Here is a 12099-nt window from a genome sequence, read left to right as displayed (position 1 = left end):
GGGCGCGGGGGATGGGGTACATTTGCCTGTCAAGAAAATTATTTCAGAAAATTTCGCGCGATGCGGCCTTTTTCATATTCGCCGGAAAAGGGTTTGAATCACAATGGCTTTGTCAAAACATGCCAGTGCAACGCAGGCTCCGAACCCGTCTGCGCTAACCACATTCCTTAAAAATCCGTTAGGCGTGGCCTTGCCCTATCCACAGCGATTTCGTTAATGTCGGTCTATCGAGAGGGACGGGCCGTTGGCCCTTAACCCAGCCTGAATCGGCCACCAAAAAATGGCAGAATTCGTGACGTGGATCATTTCCGCGTACGGGCTTGGTTTGTCTTTTCGATACGGTAGGGGATTGGCGTAATTGTACATGGCAGATCAATAACGCGCCGGCGTTTTCGCCGGAGGGAGTTGTATGCCCTGACATGACCAAAGCGGGCTGGCTCTGATGAGGCGGCGCCGGTTCCCTGACAATGAGGCGACATCATCTGCCGGCGGCGGCGATGGTGTCGCAGCGAGGACACGGACGCCGGAAACATGGATGCAGGAGGCGCATTCCCGGCGGAAAAGGTACAAAAGGACAAGGAACTCGATCATGCAGAGCGGCATCGAAAGGGAGCTTACGGGCGACCTCCCATTCCCTGGAACCTTAACCGAAGGGGACGATATGTCGGCTTCCATCGACGCGGAACAAAAGTTCGACCGGGTGAAGGCCCAGTTGAAGGCGCGTCTTGGAACCGAAGTCTATTCGAGCTGGTTCGGACGCATGAAGGTCGCCGAGGCGTCCCGGGGCATTGTCCGCATCTCGGTTCCCACCGCCTTCCTGCGCTCGTGGATCAACGGCCACTATCTCGACCTCATCGCCGAGCTGTGGAAACACGAGGATCCTGAAATCCTCAAGATCGAGATCGTCGTGCGCACCGCTACCCGCCCGGGGCGCAACGGCGTCGAGCCCGAAGTGGCCCCGGCGCGCAAGATGACCAGGCAAGCGCAAACGGCGCTGGCCGCGGGAACAGCAAGCCCCGGCAGGCTGGAGCGGGTACCGGCACCTCGCCCGGGAACGCCTGCAGAGACCGAGTTCCGGCACAATGTGCTCGGTTCGCCGCTAGACCCGCGCTACACGTTCGGCTCCTTCATCGAGGGACCGTCAAACCGGGTGGCTTTCGCCGCCGCCAAAGCGGTGGCGGAATCGCAGTCGAGCGCGGTGCGCTTCAATCCACTGTTTCTTCACGCGACGGTGGGGCTGGGCAAGACTCACCTGCTGCAGGCGATCGCGGCGGAATCGCTGAAGCAGAATCCGAAGTCGCGTGTCGTCTATCTCACCGCCGAATATTTCATGTGGCGGTTTGCCACCGCGATCCGCGACAACAACGCGCTGACGCTGAAGGAACAGCTGCGCGACATCGATCTTCTCATCATCGACGATATGCAGTTCCTGCAAGGCAAGTCGATCCAGCATGAATTCTGCCATCTGATCAACATGCTGCTCGACAGCGCCAAGCAGGTGGTGGTCGCGGCCGACCGGCCGCCGTCGGAACTGGAATCGCTGGAGCCTCGCGTCCGCTCCCGCCTCAACGGCGGCGTCGCGCTCGAAATGTCGGCGCCGGATTTCGCCATGCGGATCGGCATGCTCAAGCTGCGCCTTGCCACCGCCAAGGCCGATGATGCGTCGCTCGACATCTCGGACGAGATCCTCAACCATGTCGCTCGCACGGTGACCGGCAGCGGGCGCGAACTCGAAGGTGCGTTCAACCAGCTTCTGTTTCGCCAGTCGTTCGAACCGCAGATCACCATCGACCGCATCGACGAGATCCTCGGCCACATCTATCGTTCGGGCGAGCCGAAGCGGGTGCGAATCGAGGACATCCAGCGCATCGTCGCGCGCCACTACAATGTGTCGAAGACAGAACTTCTGTCCAACCGGCGCACGCGTACGATCGTCAAGCCGCGGCAGGTCGCCATGTACCTGTCCAAGGTGATGACACCGCGCTCCTTGCCGGAGATCGGACGGCGTTTCGGTGGCCGCGACCACACGACGGTGCTGCATGCCGTCCGCAAGATCGAGGATCTTTCAGGCGTCGACAACACGCTGGCGCAGGAGCTCGAATTGCTGAGAAGACTGATCAACGATCAGGCCTAACCGGCCCGAAAAACGCCGGCTAGCGGACTTCGCCAGTTTTATCCCCAGAAAGCCCGAGTAACCGGTCCGAACCGGTAGCGCGGGCTTGCGTTTACGGGTTTTTTCCTGTCAGTTTCTGAGCCTGTTCAGACCTTTCGCGGGTTGCCGCTTGCCGGAGACCCGCTCATTCGTTCAAGCGAGCCTGTTTCGTCATGCGTGTTATCCTGGAACGGTCAAATCTCCTGAAGTCGCTCAACCACGTTCATCGCGTGGTCGAGCGGCGCAATACCATACCGATCCTGTCGAACGTGCTGCTGAGCGCCGAAGGCGCCACCCTCGAAATGAAGGCAACCGACCTCGATCTGGAGGTGACCGAAGCCACGCCCGCCAAGGTGGAGCGCGGCGGGGCGACGACGGTCCCGGCGCATCTGCTCTACGACATCGTGCGCAAGCTCGCCGACGGCGCGGAGGTCATGCTGAAGACCGACGAGGACGGCAACGCAATGACGGTGACGTCGGGCCGCTCGAGCTTCCGTCTCCAATGTCTGCCGCAATCCGATTTCCCGGCGCTTTCGGCCGGATCGTTCTCGCATATCTTTCGGCTCGATTCGGTCGCGCTCAAGGGCCTGATCGAGAAGACCCAATTTGCCATCTCCACCGAAGAGACGCGTTACTACCTGAACGGCATCTACCTGCACACGCATGACGCCGACGGCAAGCTGAAGCTGCGCTCGGTAGCGACCGACGGCCATCGGCTGGCGCGCGCCGAGATCGACGCGCCGGCAGGATCCGAAGGGATGCCGGGCATCATCATTCCGCGCAAGACGGTCAGCGAGCTGCAAAAGCTTGTCGATGACCCGGACGTCGCCGTGACCACCGAATTGTCCGACACCAAGATCCGTTTCACCATCGGCAGTGTTGTTTTGACCTCGAAGCTGATCGACGGCACCTTCCCGGATTATCAGCGGGTCATCCCGACCGGCAACGACAAGAAGCTGATCATCGACCGCCAGAGTTTCGCCGCCGCCGTCGACCGCGTCTCGACCATTTCGTCGGAACGCGGCCGGGCAGTGAAGCTTTCGATTGGAGAAGGCCAGGTCACGCTTGCGGTCAACAATCCGGATTCGGGTAGCGCCACAGAAGAACTGGCCGCGGACTATTCGTCCGACGCGATCGAAATCGGCTTTAACGCCAAATATCTGCTCGACGTCGCTGCCCAGTTGACCGGCACTGAGGCAAAATTCATGCTGGCGGACGCCGGTTCGCCGACGCTGATCCACGACATGGCCGACGAAACCACGCTCTACGTGCTGATGCCGATGCGGGTATAGGCCCGAACGAGGCCATCTTGTTGTCATGACCGGAGTTGCGAAGCAGTCTGACCGCGACCAGCAGACTCATATAAGTAAGCTGTCACTTACGAACTTCCGCAATTACGCAACACTGTCGATCGACCTCGACCCCGGCGCCGTGGTTTTTTCCGGTGACAATGGCGCCGGCAAAACCAACCTGCTGGAAGCGATTTCCCTGCTGACGCCGGGTCGCGGCCTGCGCCGTGCACCTTATGCCGACGTGGCGCGCGAAGGCGGGGACGGCGGCTTTGCCATCCATGTCCGGCTCGATGGGCCGGACGGACCGATCGAGATCGGCACCGGCATTGCAGGCGGCGATGCCGCTGGCGAGGGCGGCCGGCGGGTGCGGATCAATGGCGCGGCAGCGCGCTCGGCGGAGGACATGCTGGAATGGCTGCGCGTCGTCTGGCTGACACCGGCGATGGATGCATTGTTCACCGGGCCGGCCGCAGACCGCCGGCGCTTTCTCGACCGGCAGGTGCTGGCGATCGATCCGGGCCACGGCCAGCGCGCGCTAGACTACGAAAAAGCGATGCGCGGCCGCAATCGGCTGTTCGCCGAAGGCTCGCGTGACGGAGCCTGGTTCGATGCGATCGAGACGCAAATGGCCGAAACCGGTGTAGCGATTGCCGCGGCGCGTGCCGAACTGGTGCGCCTGCTCGCCGCCATGATCGACAGGCTGCCACGCGCCGGCCCGTTTCCGCAAGCCGACATCGGCCTGTCAGGCACGTTGGAAAGCGAAGTCGGCACCACCGCGGCTGTCGATGTCGAGGAGCGGTTTCGCCAAGCGCTTGCCGAAGGCCGCGATCGCGACCGCGCCGCCGGGCGCACGCTCGACGGCCCGCACCGTTCGGATCTCGTAGTGCGGCACCGGCCCAAGGCGATGCCAGCCGAACTGTGTTCGACCGGCGAGCAGAAGGCGCTGCTGGTCGGCATGGTCCTGTCGCATGCTCGGCTGACGGGCGAGATGTCGGGCATGACGCCGATCCTGCTGCTCGACGAGATCGCCGCCCATCTCGACGGCGGCCGGCGTGCCGCGCTGTTCTCGATCCTCGAAGAGCTGAACTGCCAGGCTTTCATGACCGGAACCGATGCGGCGCTGTTTTCCAGTCTCAAGGGACGCGCGCAGTTCCTGACCGTCGATCATGGCATGGTTAGCCCAACCATTTGACTTCTTGGATATCGTTATCCCAACTGCTGCGCACCCTCTGGCCAAGCCCGAGGGCAGGCTTTGCGGGTGACGTGAATTGACGCCTGACAAGGTTTTTCTTCCACTATATGGTCCGGCGATGATCACCACCACGCTAACCGACGAAGAACTCGAACGCTACGCCCGCCACATCGTGCTGCCCGAAATCGGCGGCGCCGGCCAGCAGCGACTGAAGCGGGCGCGGGTCCTGGTCATCGGCGCCGGCGGGCTCGGAGCGCCGGTGCTCGAATATCTGGCCGCAGCCGGCGTCGGCACACTCGGCATCGTCGACGACGACAGCGTCTCACTGTCGAACCTGCAAAGACAGGTGATCCACGGCACCGATGCTGTCGGCATGGCGAAAACCGACAGTGCCAAAACGGCGATCGCCCGCATCAATCCCAACGTCGCCGTGGAACTGCACAATCTCAGGCTGACGGCGGACAACGCCCCTGACCTCCTCGCCCGCTATGACATCGTCGTCGACGGCTCCGACAATTTCGAAACACGTTATGCGGTGGCCGACGCCTGCGCCGCGGGAAAACGGCCGCTGGTCCATGCCGCCGTCGGCCGCTTCGACGGCTCGGTGACCGTGCTGAAACCGTTCGAGACCGGCACGGACGGCAACCCGAATCCAAATTATCGCGATCTTTTTCCGGATCCACCGCCGGCGGGCCTGGTACCGTCCTGTGCCGTCGCCGGCGTACTCGGCGTGCTGACCGGCGTCATCGGGACGCTGCAGGCGATGGAGACGATCAAGCTGATCGCCGGCATCGGCGAGCCGCTGGTCGGCCGGCTGCTGCTTTACGATGCATTGACCGCGCGCTTCGACACGATCCGCTACAAGAGAAACTAGATCTTGGGCAGCCTGGTTTCCGCCGAGCAGCTTCCGCCCGATTTCGATCGCTGGGACGAGGTGCTGGCGCTGATCAGGCGCGCCTTCGCCTCGATGGACGGCCTCATCGATCCACCATCCTCGGCGCATCGGCTCACGGTCGAGAATCTTCGGGACAAGGCCCGGCAAGAGACGGGCTTTGCGGCGCTGAAGGACGGCAGGATCGTCGGCTGCGTTTTTGTTCTGGAGCGGGCCAATGATTTATATGTCGGAAAGCTCGCGGTTGAACCGGGCGTTCAGGGACAAGGCATTGGCAGGCAGTTGATGCAAGCGGTCGAGGATCTCGCCCGCGACCGCGGCAAGCCTGCGATCGAGCTTCAGACGCGGATCGAACTGACCGGAAATCACGCCGCCTTTGCCCGTCTCGGCTTTCGCGAAACGGAAAGGACGGCGCACAAGGGCTACGACCGTCCGACCTCGATCACCATGCGCAAAGTGATTTCGTAAGCCTTTGCTAACCTCAGATGAACGGACGGTCGCACGAGCCGCGATCGTGGCCGGTCACGTCCGCAGCGGCAGTACGCGATCCGGCGGGCGGTGGCCATCGAAGAAGGCGCGGATGTTGATGATCACCTTTTCGCCCATGTCGATGCGGCCTTCGAGTGTCGCCGACCCCATATGCGGCAACAGCACGACCTTGCCCTTGGCGGCGAGCTTCAGCAATTTGCTGTTCAGCGCCGGCTCATGCTCGTAGACATCGAGGCCGGCGCCGGCGATCTTGCCGTCCTGGATCAGCTTGACCAGAGAGTCCTCGTCGATGATGTCGCCGCGCGCTGTGTTGACGATGTAAGCGGACGGCTGCAGGAGCGCCAGCCGCCGCGCTGAGAGCAGATGGAAGGTTGCCGGCGTCGACGGACAATTGACCGATATGATGTCCATGCGGGCAAGCATCTGGTCGAGGCTTTCCCAGTAGGTCGCCTCCAGCTCATCCTCGACCGCCGGCAGCACGCGATGGCGGTTGTGATAGTGGATCGACAGGCCAAAGGCCTTGGCCCGCCGGGCGACGGCGGTGCCGATGCGGCCCATGCCTACAATGCCGAGGCGTTTGCCCCAGATACGTCGGCCGAGCATCCAGGTCGGCGACCAGCCGGCCCATTTCTTGTCGCCGGTCAGCACATTGGCGCCTTCCGCCAGCCGCCGCGGCACCGCCAGCATTAGCGCCATGGTCATGTCGGCCGTATCCTCGGTCAACACGTTCGGCGTGTTGGTGACGGAAATGCCCTTCTTCGCTGCTGCCGCCACATCGATCTTGTCGACGCCGTTGCCGAAATTGGCGATCAGCTTGAGGTTGTCGCCAGCCTGAGCGATCAGCGCTGCGTCGATATGATCGGTTATGGTCGGCACCAGCACGTCGGCTTCCTTGACCGCCGCGACCAGTTCCGGCTGCGTCATCGGCCTGTCTTCGACATTCAGCCGGGCGTCGAACAGCTCACGCATACGGGTCTCGACCGGGTCGGGCAGCTTGCGCGTGATGACGACGAGGGGCCTTTTTCTGCCTACCATTGTTTCCTCGAAACCCGACCTCGTTGAGACCTCTTTAACCAAGACAGGCGAAACTGCAGGCCGGTCGCGGTGCCAGTTCTCCATGTAACAAGAGGTTCCGCCGAAGACAAAGAAAAAGGGGCGCCAAGGCCGATGAGCCGGCGCCGAAAGGAATGAAAGTGTCTGGTTTCGCGTCGCTCCGCCTGGCCCTCAGCGCAGCATTTCTCGGCGCTCTCCTTTATTCCCCTCATGTGGCGGCACAGAATGCAGCAGCACCCGCCCAGAGCGCAACGCTCGGGCCGAGCGGCCTGCCGCTGCCGCGTTTCGTCAGCCTGAAAGCGGGCCGCGTCAACTCCCGCGTCGGACCAGGCGTTAACTATTCCGTCGACTGGATGTATATGAAGCCCGGCCTGCCGATGGAGATCATCCAGGAATTCGACACCTGGCGTCGTGTGCGCGATGCCGACGGCTCGGAAGGCTGGATCAACCAGTCGCTGCTTTCAGGCCGCCGCACGGCCATCGTAGCACCCTGGCAGCGGGGCAAAGATGCCCGAGTCAACCTTCTCGACGACCCAGAAAAGGATGCCAGCATCGTCGCGATCATCGAGCCGGGCGCCATGGGCACGATCAAGTCCTGTGACGGCCAGTGGTGCGAGATGACCTTCAACGGCCACACCGGCTGGCTCGCCCAGTCGCTTGTCTGGGGCGCCTATCCGGGCGAACGGGTCAAGAACTAACCTCCTCTTGGCGGTTCGGGGATCCCGGCCGAGACCGTATCTCACGGCCTCATGAAGCCAATCAGTCGCGGCGTTTGGGGCGCAGTCTCACCACGATGTCGACATTGGCGATCTCCGTGCCTTCCGGCGGCTCCGGCAGGTTGGAAACCGTGACAGGACCGCTAGCGATATCGAAGATCCTGTTTTCACCTTCAATGTAGAAATGGTGATGATCGGAGGTGTTGGTGTCGAAGTAGGTCTTCGACCCCTCGACGGCCAGGATGCGCAGAAGGCCCGCCTGGGTGAATTGATGAAGGGCGTTGTAAACGGTGGCGAGCGACACCGGCACTCCGGCGGCGATCGCCTCCTCGTGCAGTTCCTCAGCCGACAGATGGCGGTCGCCCTTGGCGAAAAGCAGATCGGCCAGCGCAATGCGCTGACGCGTCGGCCTCAGGCCAGCTTCGCGAACCCGCTTGTCCACAGCGACATTTTCCTTTCGGCAGCCCAGATCCATCTATCCGTCCAAGCTCACAGTTTCGCCTCAAGACATGCCCAGAATGGCAAAAAACGAACATCGACCGAAACTGGACACCCCCGACATATATTCTGTCGGCCGAATACGATCAATAGCGCGCATTGACCCAGGCAGACGGGCAGGTTAAGCGCAAACGCCGGTTTCCGGCCTGAAATAGATTGTGTTAGGAAACCAACGACAAGGGCGCGCTACCGCCCGGACGATTACGGGGACGAGATTGATGGCGGTTTCCAAATCCAGCTATGATTACGAAGAACTGCTTGCCTGCGCCCGCGGCGAGCTGTTCGGACCTGGAAACGCCCAGCTCCCCTATCCGCCGATGCTGATGTTCGACCGCATCACCGAAATCAGCGAGACGGGCGGTGCCTTCGACAAGGGCTTCATTCGCGCGGAATTCGACATCAAGCCGGATCTGTGGTTTTTCGCCTGCCATTTCATCGGCAATCCGATCATGCCGGGATGCCTGGGCCTCGACGCCATGTGGCAATTGACGGGGTTCTACCTCGGCTGGCTCGGTGAGCCGGGCAAGGGGATGGCGCTCTCGACCGGCGAGGTGAAATTCAAAGGCATGGTGACGCCGTCGGTTAAGAAGGTGGAATATGGCGTGGACTTCAAGCGCGTGATGCGCGGGCGGTTGGTGCTTGGTATCGCCGATGGCTGGCTGAAGGCGGATGGCGAACCCATATACGCAGCAACGGATCTCAAGGTGGGTCTGTCCAAGCAATCGGCCGCCGCCTGACCGGCGCCTCCACAGCGCCGCGAGTCCCTGGGACGCGCAAAAGGAAGCTGCAGAACTTTAATTTGCGCATGATCCTTGTCCGACAGGTTTCGGGCTCATGCGCTGGAAGGAGTTGCGAATGAGACGGGTCGTAGTTACAGGCCTCGGCATCGTGTCGTCGATCGGCAACAATGCCAACGAGGTGCAGGCCTCGCTCCACGATGCCAGATCCGGCATCAGCTTCTCCAATTCCTTCGCCGAACACGGCTTCCGCTGCCAGGTCTGGGGGGCGCCGACGCTCGACCCCTCTGCGCTGATCGATCGTCGCGCCATGCGCTTCCTGTCGCAAGGTGCGGCTTGGAACCATGTCGCAATGGACCAGGCTATCGTGGACGCTGGACTTGGCGAGAACGACATCACCAATGAGCGCACCGGCATTGTTATGGGATCGGGCGGACCATCGACCCGAACCATCGTCGAGGCCGCCGAAACCACGCTGAAGAACGGCAGCCCCAAGCGCATCGGCCCGTTCGCCGTGCCGAAGGCGATGTCGTCGACCGCTTCGGCGACACTCGCCACCTGGTTCAAGATCCACGGCGTCAATTATTCGATCTCTTCGGCCTGCTCGACATCGGCGCATTGCATCGGCAATGGCTACGAACTTATCCAGTGGGGCAAGCAGGACATGGTCTTCGCCGGCGGCCATGAGGATCTCGACTGGACGATGTCGGATCTGTTCGACGCGATGGGCGCCATGTCCTCCAAGTTCAACGACCGGGCATCGGCCGCCTCGCGCGCCTATGACGTCGATCGCGACGGCTTCGTCATTGCCGGCGGCGCCGGCGTGCTGGTCCTGGAAGAGCTCGAGCACGCCAAGGCGCGCGGCGCCAAGATCTACGCCGAGGTCGTCGGCTATGGCGCGACCTCCGACGGCTACGATATGGTGGCGCCCTCGGGCGAGGGTGCGGTGCGCTGCATGCGGCAGGCGCTGGCGACTGTCTCTTCGCCGGTCGACTACATCAACACGCACGGCACCTCAACGCCGGTCGGCGACTCCAGGGAAATGGGCGCGATCCGCGAGGTGTTCGGCGAAAAGATGCCTTTCATCACCTCGACGAAATCACTGACCGGCCATTCGCTGGGTGCGGCCGGCGTGCAGGAATCGATCTACTCGATCCTGATGATGCAAGGCGGCTTCATCGGCGAGAGCGCCCACATCGAGCAGCTTGATCCGGAATTCGAAGGCATGCCGATCGTGCGGGAACGCATCGACGATGCCAGGATCGACACCGTTTTGTCCAATTCGTTCGGTTTCGGCGGCACCAACGCAACGCTGATTTTCCAGCGCTATTCCGCATAAGGATTGCCGACCATGGACGGATTGATGAAGGGCAAGCGCGGGCTTGTCATGGGTGTCGCCAACGACCATTCGATCGCCTGGGGCATCGCCCGGAAACTGTCCGAACATGGGGCGGAACTCGCCTTCACCTATCAGGGCGAAGCCTTCGGGCGCCGGGTCAAGCCGCTCGCCGACAAGATCGGCGCGTCGCTGGTCGTCCCTTGCGATGTCGAGGACAGCGCATCGGTTGCCGCTACCTTCGAGACCTTGGACAAGGCCTGGGGCGGGCTGGACTTCGTCGTTCATGCCATCGGCTTTTCCGACAAGAACGAGCTGAAGGGCCCCTACGCCGACACCAGCCGCGACAATTTCATCCGCACCATGGTCATCTCCTGCTACTCCTTCACCGAGGTCGCCCGTCATGCCGCCAGGCTGATGAAGGACAGCGGCTCGATGATCACGCTGACCTATGCGGGTTCCGTCCGCGTCATGCCGAACTACAACGTTATGGGCGTGGCCAAGGCCGGGCTGGAAGCAAGCGTCCGCTATCTTGCCAACGACTACGGCCCACGCGGCATCAGGGTGAACGGCATATCGGCGGGACCGGTGCGGACGCTGGCCGGCGCCGGGATTTCCGACGCACGCCATATGTTTTCCTACCAGCAGCGCAACTCGCCGCTGCGCCGTACAGTGACCATCGACGAAGTCGGTGGCTCCGCCCTCTATCTCCTGTCCGACCTGTCGTCGGGCGTCACCGGCGAAATCCACTATGTCGATTCCGGCTACCACATCGTCTCGATGCCGACGCTCGACGAGTTGAAGCAGACCGACAACGTACGAGATTAATTCGGCCCGTAAAAATGCGGCGGCCTTGCCGGCAAGCAGACTGGTCGAAGAGCGCGGCCATAGATTCGCGAACGGCGCCTGCCGATCTGCACTGAACTCCGCGTTCAGCGGCGCGCCGCGAGAACCTTGAACAGGCCATCGCGGGCGATCTCGGCATGGCTGGAGAAGGCGGCCGTCAGCACCGGCTCGTAGGGAAGCTGACGGTTCGCCACCATGAACAGCCGCCCACCCGGCTTCAGCGCCTTTGCCGCGGCGCGGATCATGCCGGCGCCGATTTCCGGCTCGGCTGCCCGGCTGCGATGGAAGGGCGGGTTCATGACGATGGCGTCATAGCGCCGCTCTACCGGCTCGCACAAAAGATCGATCCAGAAGAAATTTGGTTCCGCCGCTGTATTGCCGATATTGCCTTTCGCCGCCTCCAGCGCATCGAACTCGGCGTCGTAGAGATCGAGCGCCGAAATGCCAGGTGAGCGGGCGGCGACCTCGGCCGCCACATAGCCCCAGCCGGCGCAGAAATCGGCAATGTTGCCACGCAGGTCGCCGGGCAGATTGTCCACCAGCAATCTAGAACCTGCATCGATCTTGTCGAAAGAGAACATGCCTGGCGCGGTGCGGAAACGGCCCTCGACCAGAAGGGTCGGATTGGCGGCGCAAAGCGCTGCCGCTACCGCGGCGTTGGCCGGTCGACGGAACCAGAAGGCGATGCCGTGATGCTTCGGCAAATGGCCATCGAGCGGCACAAGTTCGTCGATGCGCTTGCGCAGGCTGGCAATGCCATCGTCCTTGGCGCCGGCGACGACAATCGATCCGCCGGGCCTGACACGCTCGATCGCCTCAGCGATGCGCAATTCGTTTTGCCCGCGATGACGGCCGGCAAGCACCAATGCCGCGTCGAAACCGTCGCCTTCCAGGCG

The 12099-nt window shown here is 62.3% G+C and carries 12 protein-coding genes; 9 read left to right on the top strand and 3 right to left on the bottom strand.

The genetic code is table 11. From position 1 onward, the window contains the following. The first annotated feature begins 661 nt into the window (after positions 1-661). The 5 genes from dnaA (at position 662) to EOA85_RS13900 (ending at position 5996) form a co-directional block, all read left to right on the top strand. A complete protein-coding gene (dnaA, locus tag EOA85_RS13920; RefSeq protein ID WP_245316063.1) occupies positions 662-2134 on the top strand; it encodes a chromosomal replication initiator protein DnaA in 1473 nt (490 codons plus the stop codon). Between the two features lie 191 nt (positions 2135-2325). Then, positions 2326-3444, top strand: a complete 1119-nt coding sequence (dnaN, locus tag EOA85_RS13915) for a DNA polymerase III subunit beta (RefSeq protein WP_065005876.1) — start codon at positions 2326-2328, stop codon at positions 3442-3444. A gap of 25 nt (positions 3445-3469) precedes the next feature. Then, a complete protein-coding gene (recF, locus tag EOA85_RS13910) occupies positions 3470-4636 on the top strand; it encodes a DNA replication/repair protein RecF (protein ID WP_127209818.1) in 1167 nt (388 codons plus the stop codon). A gap of 118 nt (positions 4637-4754) precedes the next feature. Then, the gene (locus EOA85_RS13905) at positions 4755-5510 is read left to right on the top strand and encodes a molybdopterin-synthase adenylyltransferase MoeB (protein WP_127209819.1); all 756 of its coding nucleotides are present in this window, start codon (positions 4755-4757) and stop codon (positions 5508-5510) included. A gap of 3 nt (positions 5511-5513) precedes the next feature. Then, entirely contained in the window at positions 5514-5996 is a 483-nt protein-coding gene (locus EOA85_RS13900; protein ID WP_127209817.1) for a GNAT family N-acetyltransferase, read from the top strand. A gap of 54 nt (positions 5997-6050) precedes the next feature. On the opposite strand, the gene EOA85_RS13895 is transcribed toward EOA85_RS13900, so the two are convergent. Next, a complete protein-coding gene (locus EOA85_RS13895) occupies positions 6051-7052 on the bottom strand; it encodes a D-glycerate dehydrogenase (protein ID WP_029356930.1) in 1002 nt (333 codons plus the stop codon). A 158-nt stretch (positions 7053-7210) separates the two neighbouring features. Between EOA85_RS13895 and EOA85_RS13890 the strand changes: the two genes are divergently transcribed. Continuing rightward, positions 7211-7768: an SH3 domain-containing protein gene (locus tag EOA85_RS13890; protein ID WP_029356932.1), complete on the top strand. Its 558-nt coding sequence runs from the start codon at positions 7211-7213 to the stop codon at positions 7766-7768. A gap of 61 nt (positions 7769-7829) precedes the next feature. Here the strand turns inward: EOA85_RS13890 and irrA are convergent, their stop codons facing one another. Then, positions 7830-8261, bottom strand: a complete 432-nt coding sequence (irrA, locus tag EOA85_RS13885; protein ID WP_127209816.1) for an iron response transcriptional regulator IrrA — start codon at positions 8259-8261, stop codon at positions 7830-7832. A gap of 241 nt (positions 8262-8502) precedes the next feature. Between irrA and fabA the strand changes: the two genes are divergently transcribed. From fabA to fabI, 3 genes are all read left to right on the top strand, one after another. Next, entirely contained in the window at positions 8503-9021 is a 519-nt protein-coding gene (gene fabA, locus EOA85_RS13880) for a 3-hydroxyacyl-[acyl-carrier-protein] dehydratase FabA (RefSeq protein ID WP_023802127.1), read from the top strand. 118 nt (positions 9022-9139) lie between these two features. After that, positions 9140-10360, top strand: coding sequence for a beta-ketoacyl-ACP synthase I (fabB, locus tag EOA85_RS13875; RefSeq protein ID WP_127209815.1), 1221 nt, complete (start codon positions 9140-9142; stop codon positions 10358-10360). A gap of 12 nt (positions 10361-10372) precedes the next feature. Continuing rightward, positions 10373-11185: an enoyl-ACP reductase FabI gene (gene fabI, locus EOA85_RS13870; protein ID WP_127209814.1), complete on the top strand. Its 813-nt coding sequence runs from the start codon at positions 10373-10375 to the stop codon at positions 11183-11185. Positions 11186-11289: 104 nt separating this feature from the next. Here fabI and EOA85_RS13865 read toward each other — a convergent pair. Further along, the coding region (locus EOA85_RS13865) for a class I SAM-dependent methyltransferase (protein ID WP_164759645.1) at positions 11290-12099 on the bottom strand (810 nt) is incomplete at its 5' end.

Origin of the sequence: Mesorhizobium sp. M5C.F.Ca.IN.020.29.1.1 (genome assembly GCF_003997375.1) — a bacterium.
Taxonomy (GTDB): Bacteria; Pseudomonadota; Alphaproteobacteria; order Rhizobiales; family Rhizobiaceae; genus Mesorhizobium; species Mesorhizobium wenxiniae.
The sequence above is the reverse complement of the archived record's forward strand: the minus strand, read 5'-3'. Positions and strand labels throughout refer to the sequence as shown.

Coding starts and splice junctions, on each gene's coding strand:
- fabB (WP_127209815.1), top strand. CDS start 9,140: ATGAGACGGGTCGTAGTTACAGGCCTCGGCATCGTGTCGTCGATCGGC.
- fabI (WP_127209814.1), top strand. CDS start 10,373: ATGGACGGATTGATGAAGGGCAAGCGCGGGCTTGTCATGGGTGTCGCC.
- dnaN (WP_065005876.1), top strand. CDS start 2,326: ATGCGTGTTATCCTGGAACGGTCAAATCTCCTGAAGTCGCTCAACCAC.
- fabA (WP_023802127.1), top strand. CDS start 8,503: ATGGCGGTTTCCAAATCCAGCTATGATTACGAAGAACTGCTTGCCTGC.
- EOA85_RS13905 (WP_127209819.1), top strand. CDS start 4,755: ATGATCACCACCACGCTAACCGACGAAGAACTCGAACGCTACGCCCGC.
- EOA85_RS13895 (WP_029356930.1), bottom strand. CDS start 7,052: ATGGTAGGCAGAAAAAGGCCCCTCGTCGTCATCACGCGCAAGCTGCCC.
- recF (WP_127209818.1), top strand. CDS start 3,470: ATGACCGGAGTTGCGAAGCAGTCTGACCGCGACCAGCAGACTCATATA.
- irrA (WP_127209816.1), bottom strand. CDS start 8,261: ATGGATCTGGGCTGCCGAAAGGAAAATGTCGCTGTGGACAAGCGGGTT.
- dnaA (WP_245316063.1), top strand. CDS start 662: ATGTCGGCTTCCATCGACGCGGAACAAAAGTTCGACCGGGTGAAGGCC.